This is a genomic window from Streptomyces sp. NPDC047028, assembly GCF_040644095.1.
GTDB lineage: Bacteria > Actinomycetota > Actinomycetes > Streptomycetales > Streptomycetaceae > Streptomyces.
On record NZ_JBEYVS010000021.1, the window covers coordinates 83680 to 99596 of the forward strand.

At 71.0% G+C, this 15917-nt stretch carries 14 protein-coding genes; 6 read left to right on the forward strand and 8 right to left on the reverse strand.

Going from position 1 to position 15917, the window contains the following annotated elements; all coding sequences use genetic code 11:
- The first annotated feature begins 38 nt into the window (after positions 1 to 38).
- The 4 genes from ABZ854_RS20100 (at position 39) to ABZ854_RS20115 (ending at position 3820) form a co-directional block, all read left to right on the forward strand.
- A complete protein-coding gene (locus ABZ854_RS20100) occupies positions 39 to 731 on the forward strand; it encodes a hypothetical protein (protein ID WP_361212446.1) in 693 nt (230 codons plus the stop codon).
- Between the two features lie 67 nt (positions 732 to 798).
- Positions 799 to 1608, forward strand: a complete 810-nt coding sequence (locus ABZ854_RS20105; RefSeq protein ID WP_361212449.1) for a thioredoxin domain-containing protein — start codon at positions 799 to 801, stop codon at positions 1606 to 1608.
- A gap of 98 nt (positions 1609 to 1706) precedes the next feature.
- Positions 1707 to 3377 (forward strand): alkaline phosphatase D family protein, encoded by a 1671-nt coding sequence (locus tag ABZ854_RS20110; RefSeq protein ID WP_361212452.1) that lies wholly within the window; start codon positions 1707 to 1709, stop codon positions 3375 to 3377.
- Between the two features lie 104 nt (positions 3378 to 3481).
- Complete coding sequence (locus tag ABZ854_RS20115; protein ID WP_361212455.1) at positions 3482 to 3820, forward strand: hypothetical protein; 339 nt, start codon at positions 3482 to 3484, stop codon at positions 3818 to 3820.
- Positions 3821 to 3830: 10 nt separating this feature from the next.
- Here the strand turns inward: ABZ854_RS20115 and ABZ854_RS20120 are convergent, their stop codons facing one another.
- Positions 3831 to 4400: a dienelactone hydrolase family protein gene (locus ABZ854_RS20120; RefSeq protein WP_361212458.1), complete on the reverse strand. Its 570-nt coding sequence runs from the start codon at positions 4398 to 4400 to the stop codon at positions 3831 to 3833.
- 105 nt (positions 4401 to 4505) lie between these two features.
- On the opposite strand from ABZ854_RS20120, the gene ABZ854_RS20125 reads away from it, so the two are divergent.
- The gene (locus tag ABZ854_RS20125) at positions 4506 to 5585 is read left to right on the forward strand and encodes a mechanosensitive ion channel domain-containing protein (protein ID WP_361212461.1); all 1080 of its coding nucleotides are present in this window, start codon (positions 4506 to 4508) and stop codon (positions 5583 to 5585) included.
- A 57-nt stretch (positions 5586 to 5642) separates the two neighbouring features.
- Here the strand turns inward: ABZ854_RS20125 and ABZ854_RS20130 are convergent, their stop codons facing one another.
- The 5 genes from ABZ854_RS20130 to ABZ854_RS20150 all read right to left on the reverse strand — a co-directional run bounded on the left by ABZ854_RS20130 (position 5643) and on the right by ABZ854_RS20150 (position 10478).
- Positions 5643 to 7217 (reverse strand): Na+/H+ antiporter, encoded by a 1575-nt coding sequence (locus ABZ854_RS20130; protein WP_361212464.1) that lies wholly within the window; start codon positions 7215 to 7217, stop codon positions 5643 to 5645.
- A 97-nt stretch (positions 7218 to 7314) separates the two neighbouring features.
- Complete coding sequence (locus tag ABZ854_RS20135; protein WP_361212467.1) at positions 7315 to 7782, reverse strand: GNAT family N-acetyltransferase; 468 nt, start codon at positions 7780 to 7782, stop codon at positions 7315 to 7317.
- Complete coding sequence (locus ABZ854_RS20140; protein WP_361212470.1) at positions 7779 to 8723, reverse strand: RluA family pseudouridine synthase; 945 nt, start codon at positions 8721 to 8723, stop codon at positions 7779 to 7781. Before ABZ854_RS20140 ends, ABZ854_RS20135 begins: the two co-directional genes overlap by 4 nt.
- A 74-nt stretch (positions 8724 to 8797) precedes the next feature.
- Positions 8798 to 9421 carry a signal peptidase II gene (lspA, locus tag ABZ854_RS20145; protein ID WP_361212472.1) on the reverse strand — a complete coding sequence of 208 codons (624 nt, stop codon included), beginning with the start codon at positions 9419 to 9421 and terminating at the stop codon, positions 8798 to 8800.
- A gap of 67 nt (positions 9422 to 9488) precedes the next feature.
- Positions 9489 to 10478, reverse strand: a complete 990-nt coding sequence (locus ABZ854_RS20150; RefSeq protein ID WP_361212475.1) for a TraR/DksA family transcriptional regulator — start codon at positions 10476 to 10478, stop codon at positions 9489 to 9491.
- Positions 10479 to 11049: 571 nt separating this feature from the next.
- On the opposite strand from ABZ854_RS20150, the gene ileS reads away from it, so the two are divergent.
- Positions 11050 to 14193, forward strand: coding sequence for an isoleucine--tRNA ligase (ileS, locus tag ABZ854_RS20155; RefSeq protein ID WP_361212478.1), 3144 nt, complete (start codon positions 11050 to 11052; stop codon positions 14191 to 14193).
- Between the two features lie 183 nt (positions 14194 to 14376).
- On the opposite strand, the gene ABZ854_RS20160 is transcribed toward ileS, so the two are convergent.
- A complete protein-coding gene (locus ABZ854_RS20160) occupies positions 14377 to 15546 on the reverse strand; it encodes a DivIVA domain-containing protein (RefSeq protein ID WP_361212481.1) in 1170 nt (389 codons plus the stop codon).
- A 52-nt stretch (positions 15547 to 15598) separates the two neighbouring features.
- A complete protein-coding gene (locus tag ABZ854_RS20165; protein WP_129309629.1) occupies positions 15599 to 15889 on the reverse strand; it encodes a YggT family protein in 291 nt (96 codons plus the stop codon).
- Positions 15890 to 15917 lie beyond the last annotated feature (28 nt).

Here is a 15917-nt window from a genome sequence, read left to right on the forward strand (position 1 = left end):
CTCCCTTAACGGCCGGCGTGCCACACTGTCCTCTCGCTATGGACATATCCGGGACCCAGCTCAGAGCCGTGCGCGCGGCGCTGTTCACGGCCGTCGTCGTGACGCTCAGCACCGCGTCGCACGTGCTGCTGTCCCAGGCCCCGCTGCCGTTCGGCACGGTGGCCGCGGTCGCCGCCGGCGTGTTCGCCACGGCGTACCTGCTGGCCGGCCGCGAGCGCGGCTTCGCCCGGATCGCCGCCCTGCTGATCCCGCTGGAGCTGACCGCGGACACGGTGTTCACCACCGGGCAGCAGGCCTGCTACGGCAGGGCGGGCGGCCCGATCGCGGGCCCGCTGCACGCGGTCGGCTTCGACGTGCTCTGCGAGGGCGGCGCCGTCGGCACTCCGCTGGCGCAGGTGACCGGCGGCGCGACCCGCGCCGACGCGCTGCTCGCCCACGCGAGCCCGGCCGCGGCCTGGCTGCTGCTCGCCGCGCACGTCGGGGTGGGCCTGCTGGCCGCCGCCTGGCTGCGCCGGGGCGAGCGGGCCCTGACCCAGTTGCTGCGCGCGCTCGCCGCGACGGCTCTCAGGGCGGTCCGGCCCCTGCTGCCCGCATCGGCCGCGGACTCGGATCGAGTGTCGCCGCCGCGCCGGCTGCCGCGCCCGGCCCCGAGAACGGCCGCCGTCCGCGACCTGCTCCTCGCCCACTCCCTGGGACGGCGTGGACCGCCGTGCTCCCCGGCCTCCGCCTGAGCACGACCAGTCCCCCCTTCCGTAATTCCGCGCACGCCGTGTGCGCGCCCCCATGGAGATCACCAAGATGAGCAAGCGGAACAGCCAGGCCTCGAAGTCGGCGGCCCGGGAGCGGCTGCGCCAGGAGCGCGAGCGGCAGGCCAAGCGCGACAAGGCCAAGCGGCAGGGCATCGTCGCCGCCTCGATCGTCGTCGTTCTCGCCGCGGCAGGCGGCATCGGCTACGCCGTCGTCCAGGCCAACAAGCCCGGCTACTGGGACGGCCTGAAGGACGCCAAGGTCGTCGCCCCGGCCCACACCACGGGCAAGGACGGCACCACCGTCGTCATCGGCAAGGACAGCGCCAAGAAGACGCTCAAGATCTACGAGGATTCGCGCTGCCCGGTCTGTGCCCAGTTCGAGCAGACCGTCGGCTCGACGCTGCACAAGGACATTGACGACGGCAAGTACAAGTTCCAGTACGTCGGCGCCACGTTCATCGACGGCCACGACAACGGCGAGGGCTCCAAGAACGCGCTCAGCGCGCTGGGCGCCGCTCTGAACGTCAGCCCGCAGGCGTTCCTCGATTACAAGAGCGCGCTGTACTCGGCGAAGTGGCACCCGGACGAGCAGACCGACAAGTTCAAGGATGACGCCTACCTGATCAAGGTCGCGGACACCGTCCCCGCGCTGAAGAACAACAAGCAGTTCCAGAAGGCGGTCCAGGGCGGCACCTACGACGCCTGGGCGATGGCCATGTCCAAGACGTTCGACGACAACAAGGACGGCGTGACGGGCACGCCGACCTTCGTCATGGACGGCAAGCAGCTCAACAACGGCAACCCGCTGCTGACGGTGGCCGACTACAACAAGGTGGTGGGCGCGGCTCTCAAGGGCTGATCTCCGGCACGACCCGGATTCCGGCGTCCACGTGAAGGGCGGGCAAACTTTCGGAGTTCGGCCGCCCTTTCGCATACCGATCAGTAACCTGATCGGTCGTGACCAGTCGATACAGAGCTTCCGACTTCGCCGACAGCGTCAACTCGCTGTCCCCACGCCGCCGTACGGTCGTCAAGGCCGCGGCGGCGACCGCTGTGCTGGCCGTTCCGCTCGCCACCGCGCTGCCGGCCCGCGCCGCCACCGACGCCCCCGCCTTCCTGCACGGTGTCGCCTCCGGCGACCCGCTGCCCGACGGCGTCCTGCTGTGGACCCGGGTGACCCCCACTCCCGAGGCGACGCCCGGCTCCGGGACGGGCCCGGACACCGAGGTGAGCTGGGTCGTCGCCGCCGACAAGGCGTTCAGCACGATCGTCGCCAAGGGCTCCACGACGGCGACGGCCGCCTCCGACCACACCGTGAAGGCCGACATCCGCGGCCTGCGGCCCGCCACCGACTACTGGTTCCGCTTCTCCGCCGGCGGCACCGACTCGCCCGTCGCGCGCACCCGTACCGCGCCGGCGGCGGACGCCGCCGTCACCGGCCTGCGCTTCGGCGTGGTCTCCTGCGCCAACTGGGAGGCCGGCTACTTCGCGCCGTACCGCCACCTCGCCGCCCGCGGCGACCTCGACGCCTGGCTGCACCTCGGCGACTACATATACGAGTACAAGTCCGGTGAGTACGCGGCCCGGGGCACCGTCGTCCGCGAACACGCGCCCACCCACGAGATCATCACGCTCGCCGACTACCGGATCCGGCACGCGAAGTACAAGACCGACCCCGACCTCCAGGCCCTCCACGCGAAGGCACCGGTCATCGCGATATGGGACGACCACGAGTTCGCCGACAACGCCTGGTCCGGCGGCGCCGTGAACCACACCGAGGGCGCCGAGGGCACCTGGAAGGACCGTCAGGCCGCCGCGAAGCAGGCCTACTTCGAGTGGATGCCGGTCCGCCCGGCCATCGCCGGCACCACCTACCGCCGGCTGCGGTTCGGCAAGCTCGCCGACCTGTCCCTGCTGGACCTGCGCTCCTTCCGCTCCCAGCAGGCCGCCACGGGCAACGGCTCGGTCGACGACCCGGACCGTACGATCACCGGCCGGGCCCAGCTCGACTGGCTGAAGGCGGGACTGGCGGCGTCCGACACCAGGTGGCGGCTGGTCGGCAACTCGGTGATGATCTCGCCGTTCGCGGTGGGCTCGCTGCCCGCGGACCTGCTCAGGCCGCTGGCCAAGCTGCTCGGGCTGCCGCAGGAGGGCATCGCCCTCAACACCGACCAGTGGGACGGCTACACCGACGACCGCCGCGAACTGCTGGCCCACCTGCGCTCCCACGCCATCGGCAACACCGTCTTCCTCACCGGTGACATCCACATGGCGTGGGCCAACGACGTGCCCGTGGACGCGGGCACCTACCCGCTGTCGGCGTCGGCGGCCACCGAGTTCGTCGTCACCTCGATGACCTCCGACAACCTCGACGACATCGTGAAGGTCCCCGAGGGCTTCGTCTCCGCGATCGCCGCACCGGTCATCCGCGCCGCCAACCGGCACGTCCACTGGGTCGACACCGACCGGCACGGCTACGGCGTCCTGGACATCACCGCCGACCGCGCCCAGATGGACTACTACGTCCTGTCCGACCGCACGGACAAGAACGCGACCGCCTCCTGGGAACGCTCGTACCGCACCCGCAGCGGCACCCAGAAGGTCGAGCGGACGTACGACCCGGTCTAAGAGAAGCGGCACGCGAGGCAACCGAGTAGCCCTTGCCCGCATCGAACATGCTAACGAGTCGTCGCACTGACGACCCGTCGGTTCTGTTCATCGATTGGAGGCTCATGGCCACCCCCCGAAGTGTCCTGACGAAGACCGCGGTGTTCACTGCCGCCCTGGCCATCGCCGGACTCACATCCACATCCGCTCAGGCCGCGCCCGCCTACGTCAACCTGACGGTGCTGGACATCCATGGCGCGCCCATATACGCCAAGCCCACTTCGTCGTCGAAGAGGTACCACGTAGACAAGTACGAGACGGTCGAACGGATTCAGTGCTCGACCATCAAGACCCCCTCGGGGGCGCGGTGGTTCAGGATCTACGACTCCCAGCCGACGGCCTGGGTGTGGTCCGGGCACTTCATGTCGCTGGCGCACCCGCCCAAGGAGTGCTTCCCGGGCTGACCCGGTCCAACTACAGCGAGTCGAGGAAGCCGAGTGCCACCCGCCAGGTGGCCTCGGCAGCCTCCGCGTCGTGGTCGGGGAGGCCGGGGTCGGTGTAGAGGTGGCCGGCCCCGGCGTACCGGTACACCTCGACGTCGGCCCCGGTGCGGCCCATCTGCAGGTACCAGGCGCTCAGCCAGTCGTCCGTCTCGAACGGGTCCGGCTCCGCCACGTGCAGCTGCACCGGCAGCTCGTCCGCCTCGGCGTTCGGCGCGATGTCCGACGTGCCGTGCAGGAGCAGCAGGCCGCGGGCCTTCTCGTCGCCGAGCGCCAGGGTCTGCGCGATGGAGGCACCGAGCGAGAAGCCCGCGTACACCAGCCCCCGCTCCGAGTACGGCGCCGCCGCCAGCACGGCGCGCTTGAGCAGCTCGTCCTTGCCGACGGTGTCCTTGAACTCCATGCCGTCCTCGACCGTGTCGAACGTGCGTCCCTCGAAGAGGTCCGGGGTCCACACCTCGTGGCCCTCCGCACGCAACCGGTCCGCCGCCTCGCGCACGGCGGGCCTGAGCCCGTAGGCCGAGTGGAAAAGCATGATGTTCATGCGCCCATGGTGCCAGCCGGGTGTGACGCGGCCCGCGGCGCCGTACCCAGGAAGGGGCGGAAGTCACATGTTCATGGCCGCCGGACGGCGGTTAGGAGCCCAGGCATGGAGAACGTACTCCGCCCGCTGATCGTGTTCGGCACCGCGCTCGTGCTCACCCTGGTCATCGGCTGGGCCACGGACCGGCTGCTGCGCAAGGCCGACGAACGGAACCACGACACCCCGCTGTGGGGGCTGCTGCGCCGCGGCCGCATCCCCTACCAGCTCGTGCTGTGCACCGCCCTGCTCAGGGGCTCCTACGACCAGGCGCAGCTGCTGGAGCGCCACCAGGTCGCCGTGGGCCGGACGCTCACGCTGGTGCTGATCGGGTCCGCCGCCTGGATGGCGATCAGGATCGCGTCGGCCGTCGTCGAGACGACGTACAGCCGGTACGCGCGCGCCCACCGTGATCCCGCCCGGGTGCGCCGGGTGCGCACGCAGGTGGAGCTGATCATGCGGGTGGTCTCGGCGATCGTCATCGTCGTGGCCGCCGCCGCGATGCTGCTGACGTTTCCCGAGATGCGCGCCGCCGGTGCCTCGCTGCTGGCCTCCGCCGGCCTGCTCGGGATCGTCGCCGGGGTCGCCGCCCAGTCGACGCTGTCGAACCTGTTCGCGGGGCTGCAGATCGCCTTCGGCGACATGGTGCGCATCGGCGACACGGTCGTCGTGGACGGCGAGTGGGGCACCGTCGAGGAGATCACCCTGACCTTCCTGACGGTCCGCACCTGGGACGAACGCCGGATCACCATGCCGGTGTCGTACTTCACCTCCAAGCCCTTCGAGAACTGGTCCCGGGGCACCCCGCAGATGACCGGCATCGTCTACTGGCACCTCGACCACCGCGCGCCCGTCGAGGCGATGCGCGAGCGGCTCCGCGACATCCTGCGCGCGTGCCCGGCCTGGGACGGTCGCGCCTACAACCTGGTGGTGACGGACACCACCCCGAACACCATTCAGGTACGGGCGCTGGTGACGGCCAAGGACGCCGACGACATCTGGACGGCCCGGGTCGCGGTCCGCGAACAGATGATCACCTGGCTGACCGAACACCATCCCTACGCCCTGCCCCGCGTCAACACGGCCCAGGCATCGACGAACCACGTGCCGCTGCAGAAGCGCTACGCCGACCACCCGGCAGGCAACTGACCGCGCCGAGACCCCACCCGCCTGCGGAAAACCGGTTGCGGGGGGGGAGAGAAAGGGTCACCGCAAGCTGCGCACATCCAGGTGCCGCAGCACCCGGTCCACGATCTCCGGGTCCGCCCCCGGCTCGCTCCGCGCGGCCAGCACCTCATGGCGGGCCGCGCTCATCATCTCCCCCTGGATCCGCCGCACCCGCTTCAGCGACCGCACCCGCTGCTGCCGCCCCTCCTCCCCGATGTCCGGGCTGATCCGGATCCCGATGTCGAACGCCCGCCGCATCATCTGCTCGGCCAGCTCCTCCGGCAGCTCCTCCACCTGCTCGATCTCCCGCAGCCTGCGCCGCGCGGCCTTCGCCGCCCGCACCGCCAGTTCCTTCTCGAACTCCTTCTCCCGCTCGGAGTCGGCCCGCACCCCGAGCCGCCGCACCAGCCACGGCAGGGTCAGCCCCTGGAGCACCAGCGTGGCGATGATCACGCCGAACGCGATGAACACCATCTCGTCCCGGTCGGGGAACGGCGACCCGTCCTCGGTCTTCAGCGGCACCGCCAGCACCAGCGCCACGGAGGCCACCCCGCGCATCCCGGACCACCACATGACGACGGTCTCCCGCCAGCTGACCGGGATCTCCTCGTCGTAGTCCCGCCGGGCGTGCAGCCGCTTGGTCAGCCAGGTCGCAGGCAGCAGCCACAGCAGTCGTACGACGACCACGACGCCGACGATCGCGGCCGCCCAGCCGAGCAGTTCGCCCCACCGGCCGGACGCCGTCCGGATCGCGTTGTGCAGTTCGAGGCCGATCAGCCCGAACGCGACGCCGGTGACCAGGGTGTCGACGATGTCCCAGAAGGTGTGCCCGGCCAGCCGGGTCATCACGTCGTCGGCGTCGGTGGCGTACTCGGCGAGGAACAGCGCGGTGGTCAGCACGGCGAGCACACCGGAGCCGTGCAGTTCCTCCGCGACGACGTACGAGACGTAGGGCACCAGCAGGGTCAGACCGATCTGGAGGGTCGCGTCCCCGAGGAGGTCCATCAGCCTGTTCGCGCCCCAGCCGAGCGCCAGTCCCACGGCGACCGCGACCACCGCGGACAGCACCAGGTCAAGTCCGGCCCGCCAGGGCGAGAACTCACCGCTGACGGCGGCGGCGATCGCCACGTGGTACAGCACGATGGCCGTGACGTCGTTGAACAGTCCCTCGCCCTCCAGGATGGACACCAGCCGGCGCGGCAGCCCGAGCTGTCCGGCGACGGCGGTCGCGGCGACCGGGTCGGGCGGAGCGATCAGGGCGCCCAGCGCGACGGCGGCGGCCAGCGGCAGTCCGGGCACGATCGCGTTGGCGACGAACGCCACGCACGCCATGGTCAAGAACACCAGGGCCACGGCCAGCAGGAAGATCGGGCGTCTGTTGGCGGCGAACTGACGCCAGGAGGTGCGCCGTACGGCGGCGTAGAGCAGCGGCGGGAGCAGCGCGGGCAGGATCAGTTCGGGCGGGATGTTCACGTCGGGCACGAAGTCGGCCACCGCCAGCGCGCCGCCGAGGAGCGTCATCAGCACCGGCGAGGGCAGCCCGAACCTGTCTCCCACCGGCACGCTGAGCAGGGCCCCGAGCAGCAGCACGAACAGCAGGGCCAACTGATCCACGGCCGGCGCTCCGGGAGTCGACGATCACACAGCGGGCCTCAAGACTGCCACAGCCCCCGCCCGCCTGCTCTTCCGCACGCCCGCGGCCGGACAGGCCCTAGAGGGGACGGCGCATGGCCCGGTGCGGGATGCCGGCGTCGGGGAACTCCGGTCCGTACGCCGCGTAGCCGAGGCGCTCGTAGAAGCCGAGGGCGTGGGTCTGGGCGTGCAGGTCCACGGCCGTGAGCCCATGCGCGCGTGCCGCGTCCTCGATGGCCCGCACCAGGGCCACGCCGATACCCAGTCCGCGCGCCTCGCGGGCGACGGCGAGCCGTCCGAGTGAGCCCACCGAGGCGTCCCCGCCGGTCTTCGCGGCGGCCTGCTCGCCGCGGAGCAGGCGGCCGGTGCCGAGCGGCACCCCGTCGGCACGGACCGCCAGCACATGGACGGCCACGGCGTCGTAGGCGTCGTACTCGATGTCCTCGGGGACGCCCTGTTCGGCGACGAAGACGGCCTTGCGCACGGCGAAGCACGCGTCCCGGTCGGCGGGGTCCTCGGCGACCCGCAGCACGTACGGCGTGCTCACGCGTACGTCTCCTCGCGGACCTGGTCCAGCGCCTGGCGCAGGTCCTCGGGGTAGTCGCACTCGAACTCGGTCCACTGGCCGTCGCCGGGGTGTTCGAAGCCCAGCCGGACGGCGTGCAGCCACTGGCGGGTCAGGCGCAGCCGCTTGGCGAGGGTGGGGTCGGCGCCGTAGGTCAGGTCGCCGACGCAGGGGTGGCGGTGGGCGGCCATGTGCACGCGGATCTGGTGGGTGCGGCCGGTCTCCAGCTTCACGTCCAGCAGGGAGGCCGCGCGGAAGGCCTCGATGAGGTCGTAGTGCGTCACGGAGGGCTTGCCGTCGGCGGTGACCGCCCACTTGTAGTCGTGCTGCGGGTGGCGGCCGATGGGGGCGTCGATCGTGCCGCTCGTCGGGTCCGGGTGGCCCTGGACGAGGGTGTGGTAGCGCTTGTCGACCGTGCGCTCCTTGAACTGGCGCTTGAGCGAGGTGTACGCCCGCTCCGACTTGGCGACCACCATCAGGCCGGAGGTGCCCACGTCCAGGCGGTGCACGATGCCCTGACGCTCGGCGGCGCCGGAGGTGGAGATCCGGTACCCGGCGGCGGCGAGGCCGCCGATGACGGTCGGGCCGCTCCAGCCCGGCGAGGGGTGCGCGGCCACGCCGACCGGCTTGACGATCACGACCACGTCGTCGTCGTCGTGCACGATCTCCATGCCCTCGACCGGCTCGGCGACCACCTGCACGGGCGCGGGCGCCTGCGGCATCTCGACCTCCAGCCAGGCACCGCCCCGCACGCGCTCCGACTTGCCGACCACCGAGCCGTCGACCTGGACCTTGCCCGCCGCGGCCAGCTCCGCGGCCTTCGTACGGGAGAAGCCGAACATGCGGGAGATGGCGGCGTCGACGCGCTCGCCCTCCAGGCCGTCGGGCACGGGCAGGGTTCGGATCTCGGGAAGCGTACTCACCCGTCGAGTATGCCGGACGGGTCCGACCGCCCCGCACGAGCCTGTGGAAAACCCCGGCGTAGGACCTCGGGCGCTCAGTCCTTGTGGACGGTGCCGTCCGGGTCGAGGCCGCGGAAGGACAGCAGCACGATCAGGATGCCGCCGCACACGATCGCCGAGTCCGCCAGGTTGAACACCGCGAAGCCCTTGGGGGCGATGAAGTCCACGACCTCGCCCTCGAAGACGCCGGGCGCGCGGAAGATCCGGTCGGTGAGGTTGCCGAGCGCGCCGCCGAGGAGCAGGCCGAGCGCGATCGCCCACGGGATGCTGTAGAGCTTGCGGGCGAGGCGGATGATCACGACGATCACGGCGGCCGCGATCACCGTGAAGATCACCGTGAACGCCGCGCCGAAGCCGAAGGCCGCGCCCGGGTTGCGGATCGCGTGCAGCTCCAGCCAGTCACCGATCACCTGGACCGGCGCGTGGTGCTCCAGCTTCCTGACCACGAGCGTCTTGCTGATGAGGTCCAGGGCGTACGCGAACGCGGCCACCGCGAAGAGCACCGCGACACGGCGTCCGCGGCCGGCGCGCCGCTCGGGAGTCTGCTGCTCGCCCTCGCCGGACGCACCAGGACCGGCGGGCGCCTCGGCCGCCGCCGTCTGCTCGCCGCTGTCGTCCGGGGTGTCCGGCGTACCGATGACGCTCTCCGCCTCTGCCACGTGAGTCCCTCAACCTAGGTACCTGACTGGGGACGAGACTACGGCACGCCACGATGGGCGCTCGTGCTCAGTAGCGGCGTTCCTGCTTCTGCTTGCACTCCACGCAGAGGGTGGCCCGTGGGAAGGCCTGCATGCGGGCCTTCCCGATGGGGTTGCCGCAGTTCTCGCACAGGCCGTAGGTGCCGGCGTCCAGCCGGTCCATGGCCCGTTCGGTCTGGACGAGCATCTCGCGCGCGTTGGCGGCCAGGGCCAGTTCGTGTTCGCGGGTGATGTTCTTGGTGCCGGTGTCGGCCTGGTCGTCGCCCGCGCCGTCGCCCGAGTCCCGCATCAGCCCGGCGACGGACTCCTCGGACGAGCTGATCTCGGCCCGCAGCCGCTCCATCTCGGACTGCAGCTCCGCGCGGGCCTCCGCGACCTCTTCCGGGGTCCACGGTTCCTCGCCGGCGCGTACGGCCAGCTCGCCGGGGTCCGCCGCGGCGATCCGTGCCTTGGGAACGGCATGCGCCGCCGTGGCCGTGCCAGGAGTCTTCTTCGCAACCACCGTCGTGGCTCCCGTCTGCTTCGCGGCCCGCGCCGCGCCCGCCTTCTTGGCCGTGCTCTTCCCCGTCGCCCCCGCAGGGGCACCACCGCCGACGGCAGCTTTCCCGGCGGCCGCCTTCTTCGTGCCGGCCGCCTTCTTGCCGGCGGCTGTCTTCCTGCCCGCTTCCGCACCGGCCGACTCCTCCACGGCGGCCTTCGTGGTGACCTTCTTCTCCGCGGCCGCCTCCTTGGCGGCCGTTTCCCCGGCAGCCGCCTTCTTGGCCGGCGCCTTCCTGGCGGCCGTTTCCTTCGCCGCCGTCTTCTTGGCCGTCGCTTTCCCGGCTGCCGCCTTCTTGGCCGGTGCCTTCTCGGCCGCCGCCTTCCCGGTCGCCGTCTTCCCGGCTGCCGCCTCCTTGGCCGGTGCCTTCTTGGCTGCCGTCTTCGTCGCCGCGGTCTTCTTCGCCGCCTTCTTGGTGGCCGGCCGCGGCTCTCCCCCGGCCCGGCCCGCCGGTTTCAGCGTGGTCTTCTTCGCCACCATGGCCGCGGCCCCTTCACATATTGTGATCTTGCACGCGAATCGTGCTGGGACGATAAATCGACTCGGGAGCCGCGGCAACGGGGCACGCCGCCCGATTCGCCCACCCCACGCCCCCGCGCACGCGGTCTGCATGCGTTGTGCCCAGCTCTCCGCCGGGTAATCCGCCGGGGCCGGCCCGGAGAGACAGAAACCGCGTATCGCGCCATTCGAGTCATTTCGCCCCGACTTCCGCCCCGGTCCCGGCCCTCCCGGAAAGCGGTCGGCCGCTGTCCGTGCGGCGCCGTACACTGGGCGGAGCGAAAAAGCGTGGATGGGGACGAGTAGCGGCGTACGCGGCCGAAAGCGACCCGGGGACGGTGTGAGCCCGGGGGCGAGCGCGACGTGAAGATCACCCCGGAGCCGCCGGAAGAAAGCCCGGCCATGCCGGTCAGGGCGAGTAGAACCGGTCTCGCGCCCCAATGAGGGGGCTCACCGGTGCACACGACGCACCGGGAGCCAAGGAGGGTGGTACCGCGGGAGCCCAGCTCTCGTCCCTCCGACGGAAGGCAGCACATCCGCCGGAGGAAGATCGATGACGCAGTACCGCCAGGTGCCCGCCCAGGTCGACCTGCCCGCGCTCGAGCACGCGGTGCTCGACTTCTGGCGCGAGCAGAAGATCTTTGCCAAGAGCCTGGACCAGTCCGCAGGCCGCCCCGAGTGGGTGTTCTACGAGGGTCCACCCACCGCCAACGGCATGCCCGGCGCCCACCACATCGAGGCGCGCGTCTTCAAGGACGTCTTCCCCCGCTTCCGCACCATGCGCGGCTACCACGTGGCCCGCAAGGCCGGCTGGGACTGCCACGGCCTGCCCGTCGAGCTGGCGGTGGAGAAGGAGCTGGGCTTCTCCGGCAAGCAGGACATCGAGGCGTACGGCATCGCGGAGTTCAACGCCAAGTGCCGCGAGTCCGTGACCCGGCACACCGACGCCTTCGCCGAGCTGACGACCCGCATGGGCTACTGGGTCGACCTGGACGACGCCTACCGGACCATGGACCCGGAGTACGTGGAGTCGGTCTGGTGGTCGCTGAAGGAGATCCACGGCAAGGGCCTGCTGGTCCAGGACCACCGCGTCGCCCCCTGGTGCCCGCGCTGCGGCACCGGCCTGTCGGACCACGAGCTGGCGCAGGGCTACGAGACCGTCGTCGACCCCTCGGTCTACGTCCGCTTCCCGCTCACCTCCGGCCCGCTGGCCGGCGAGGCCGCGCTCCTGGTGTGGACGACGACCCCGTGGACCCTGGTGTCCAACACGGCCGTGGCCGCCCACCCGGAGGTCACCTACGTCGTCGCCACGAACGGCGAGGAGAAGGTCGTCGTCGCCGCCCCGCTGGTCGAGAAGGCGCTCGGCGAGGGCTGGGAGACCACGGGGCAGTCCTTCACGGGCGCGGAGATGGAGCGCTGGACGTACCAGCGCCCCTTCGAGCTGGTGGAGTTCCCGGAGCCGGCCCACTTCGTGGTGAACGCCGACTACGTGACCACCGAGGACGGTACGGGTCTGGTCCACCAGTCCCCCGCCTTCGGTGAGGACGACCTCAAGGTCTGCCGCTCCTACGGCCTGCCCGTGGTCAACCCGGTCCGCCCCGACGGCACCTTCGAGGAGGACGTCCCGCTGGTCGGCGGCGTCTTCTTCAAGAAGGCCGACGAACAGCTCACCGCTGACCTCAAGGAGCGCGGCCTGCTCTTCAGGCACCTGCCGTACGAGCACAGCTACCCGCACTGCTGGCGCTGCCACACCGCGCTGCTCTACTACGCGCAGCCCTCCTGGTACATCCGTACGACGGCCGTCAAGGACCGGCTGATCCAGGAGAACGAGAAGACCAATTGGTTCCCGGAGACCGTCAAGCACGGCCGCTACGGGGACTGGCTGAACAACAACATCGACTGGGCGCTGTCCCGCAACCGCTACTGGGGCACCCCGCTGCCGATCTGGCGCTGCGAGGACGAGCACCTCACCTGCGTGGGCTCGCGCGCGGAGTTGACCGGGCTGACCGGCACCGACCAGTCGGACCTGGACCCGCACCGTCCGTTCATCGACGAGGTCACCTTCGCTTGCCCGCACGAGGGCTGCGGCAGGACGGCCACGCGCGTGCCGGAGGTCATCGACGCCTGGTACGACTCGGGCTCGATGCCGTTCGCGCAGTGGGGCTACCCGTACAAGAACAAGGAGCTGTTCGAGAGCCGGTACCCGGCGCAGTTCATCTCCGAGGCGATCGACCAGACCCGCGGCTGGTTCTACACGCTGATGGCCATCGGCACCCTGGTCTTCGACGAGTCGTCGTACGAGAACGTCGTCTGCCTCGGTCACATCCTCGCCGAGGACGGCCGCAAGATGTCCAAGCACCTGGGCAACATCCTGCAGCCGATCCCTCTCATGGACCAGCACGGCGCGGACGCGGTGCGCTGGTTCATGGCGGCCGGCGGTTCCCCGTGGGCGGCCCGCCGCGTCGGCCACGGCACGATCCAGGAGGTCGTCCGCAAGACGCTCCTGACGTACTGGAACACCGTCGCCTTCCAGGCTTTGTACGCGCGCACGTCCGCCTGGGCGCCGTCCGCCGCCGACCCGGCCCCGGCCGGTCGCCCGCTGCTGGACCGCTGGCTGCTGTCCGAACTGCACGCGCTCACCGACCAGGTGACCCAGGCGCTGGAGGCGTACGACACCCAGCGTGCCGGCAAGCTGCTGTCCGCGTTCGTCGACGACCTGTCGAACTGGTACGTCCGCCGTTCGCGCCGCCGCTTCTGGCAGGGCGACAAGGCCGCGCTGCGCACGCTGCACGAGGTGCTGGAGACCGTCACGAAGCTGATGGCGCCGATCACCCCGTTCATCACGGAGCGGGTGTGGCAGGACCTGGTCGTGCCGGTGACCCCCGGCGCCCCGGAGTCGGTGCACCTGGCCCCGTGGCCCGAGGCGGACCTCGGCGCGATCGACCCGGAGCTGTCGAAGCAGATGGTGCTGGTACGGCGCCTGGTGGAGCTGGGCCGTGCCACGCGCGCGGAGTCCGGCGTCAAGACCCGCCAGCCGCTGTCCCGCGCGCTGGTCGCGGCGGCCGGCTTCGACACCCTCGACCGTGAGCTGCACGCGCAGATCACGGAGGAGCTGAACGTGTCCTCCCTGGCCTCGCTCTCCGAGGTCGGCGGCTCGCTCGTCGACACCACCGCCAAGGCCAACTTCCGGGCCCTGGGCAAGCGGTTCGGCAAGCGGGTGCAGGACGTCGCCAAGGCCGTCGCGAACGCCGACGCGGCCGCGCTGTCGCTGGCGCTGCGCGCGGGCACGGCGTCCGTGGAGGTCGACGGTGAGACGATCACCCTCGCGCCCGACGAGGTGATCATCACCGAGACCCCGCGCGAGGGCTGGTCGGTGGCGTCCGACGCGGGCGCGACCGTGGCGCTGGACCTGGAGATCACCGAGGAGCTGCGGCAGGCGGGACTCGCCCGCGACGCGATCCGGCTGATCCAGGAGGCCCGCAAGAACAGCGGGCTCGACGTGGCCGACCGCATCGCCCTGCGGTGGACGTCGACCGACCCCGCGGTGATCGCGGCGCTCACCGAGCACGCCGGGCTCATCTCCGAGGAGGTCTTGTCGACCGACTTCGGCCAGGGTGAGGGCGAGGCCGAGGCCGGATTCGGCGAGCCGTTCGTGGACGAGGGTCTGTCCCTGACGTTCCGGCTGCGCAAGGCGTAGACACACGCTGATCCCGTGAAAGTGCGCGGTTCCTGGTGCCCCTCGAGGGGCGCGGGGAACCGCGCACGATGCGTTCATCTGCCCGCACGCACGAAAAGGGCCCGGCCTCCGTACTTTCGTACTGGAGGCCGGGCCCTTCAGACGCTGCCGACGCCGTTGTCGTACCGGTCTACGAAAAGACCCTCAGTTGTCGTCCTCGTCGATCAGGAACCCACGCATCGGCGAGGGTGCCTGACCCATCGGGGACGGGCCCTGCGGACGGACCGGGGCCATGGGCTGGGTCATGGCCGGGGTCATCTGCTGCTGGCCGCCGTAGGACGGGGCGGACGGGCCGGGGTTGCCGCCCATCGTCTGGTTGCCGCCGTACGACGGGGCGCTCGCGCCGGCCGGTGCCATGGAGGGCGCCGGGGACGGCGGCAGCGAGGCGGTCGCCGGGGTGCGCGGCGGGGCCAGGGAGTCGTCGGCCTGCGTCTCCAGCTGGCGCAGCTGCGACTCCAGGTACGACTTCAGCCGCGTGCGGTACTCGCGCTCGAAGCCGCGCAGGTCCTCGACCTTGCGCTCCAGCGTGGCGCGGGCGGACTCCAGGGAGCCCATCGCGACGCGGTGCTTCTCCTGCGCGTCCCGCTCCAGGGCGTCCGCCTTGGCACGGGCGTCCCGCTCCAGACCCTCGGCGCGGCTGCGGGCCTCGCCGACGATCTTGTTGGCCTCAGAGCGGGCCTCGGCGATCGCCTGGTCGGCGGTCTGCTGGGCCAGCGAGAGGACACGGGCGGCACTGTCGCCGCCGGGGCCCTGACCGGGGCCGCCCATCGGACCGCCCATGGGGCCGCCCATCGGGTGCTGCTGCATGGGCGGCTGGCCGCCCATCGGGCCCTGACCCATCTGGCCCTGCCCCATCGGACCCTGACCCATCGGACCCTGACCCATCGGACCCTGGCCCATCGGACCCTGGCCCATCGGGCCGGGACCCTGCGGGCCGCCCTGACCGCCGGGGCCGGCAGGCAGCTGCGGGGCACCGCTCGGCAGCTGGGGCGGGCCACCCATGGGGCCGCCCATCTGCTGCTGCGGCGGGCCCGATATGCCGGCGGGCACCGGCGCGCCGGGACCTCGCATGCCCTGCTGCGGCGGATGTGGCTGATCCTGCTCGGGAGGTTTGCGCATGTTCTGCTGGTTCTGGGCAGCAGCGCGCGTGGCCGCGGCCAGCTTGGCGCGCAGGTCCTCGTTCTCGCGGAGCAGACGGGTCAGTTCGGCTTCGACCTCGTCGAGGAAGGCATCGACCTCGTCCTCGTCATAGCCTTCTCGGAGGCGGACGGTCGTGAACTGCTTGTTCCGCACGTCCTCGGGGGTCAACGGCATCTCTTCACCTCAACGTAGTCATCGGCAGTCGGCAAGACCGGTTCGTCCGTCCTCATCTCACGAAGTTCCCAGCGACAGAGATGAGAATGTAGACGATGATCATCAGTACGAAGAAGGACAGGTCGAGCGCCACGCCCCCGAGACGCAGCGGCGGGATGAACCGCCGCAGAAGCTTCAGCGGTGGATCGGTGACAGTGTAGGTGGCCTCCAGGACGACCACCATCGCCTTGCCGGGTTGCCACGAGCGGGCGAACTGGAAGACGTAGTCCATGACCAGCCGGAAGATCAGCACGATGAGGAACACCATCAGCGCGATGTAGATCACCTGCGCGAACACGCTCATGGCCTGGCTTTCCCTCTCCCCTGTTCCG

Bases quoted from the DNA above. Each gene is read 5' to 3' on its own strand.
- ABZ854_RS20100 (WP_361212446.1), top strand. From the start codon at position 39: ATGGACATATCCGGGACCCAGCTCAGAGCCGTGCGCGCGGCGCTGTTC.
- ABZ854_RS20105 (WP_361212449.1), top strand. From the start codon at position 799: ATGAGCAAGCGGAACAGCCAGGCCTCGAAGTCGGCGGCCCGGGAGCGG.
- ABZ854_RS20115 (WP_361212455.1), top strand. From the start codon at position 3,482: ATGGCCACCCCCCGAAGTGTCCTGACGAAGACCGCGGTGTTCACTGCC.
- ABZ854_RS20120 (WP_361212458.1), bottom strand. From the start codon at position 4,400: ATGAACATCATGCTTTTCCACTCGGCCTACGGGCTCAGGCCCGCCGTG.
- ABZ854_RS20125 (WP_361212461.1), top strand. From the start codon at position 4,506: ATGGAGAACGTACTCCGCCCGCTGATCGTGTTCGGCACCGCGCTCGTG.
- ABZ854_RS20150 (WP_361212475.1), bottom strand. From the start codon at position 10,478: ATGGTGGCGAAGAAGACCACGCTGAAACCGGCGGGCCGGGCCGGGGGA.
- ileS (WP_361212478.1), top strand. From the start codon at position 11,050: ATGACGCAGTACCGCCAGGTGCCCGCCCAGGTCGACCTGCCCGCGCTC.
- ABZ854_RS20160 (WP_361212481.1), bottom strand. From the start codon at position 15,546: ATGCCGTTGACCCCCGAGGACGTGCGGAACAAGCAGTTCACGACCGTC.
- ABZ854_RS20165 (WP_129309629.1), bottom strand. From the start codon at position 15,889: ATGAGCGTGTTCGCGCAGGTGATCTACATCGCGCTGATGGTGTTCCTC.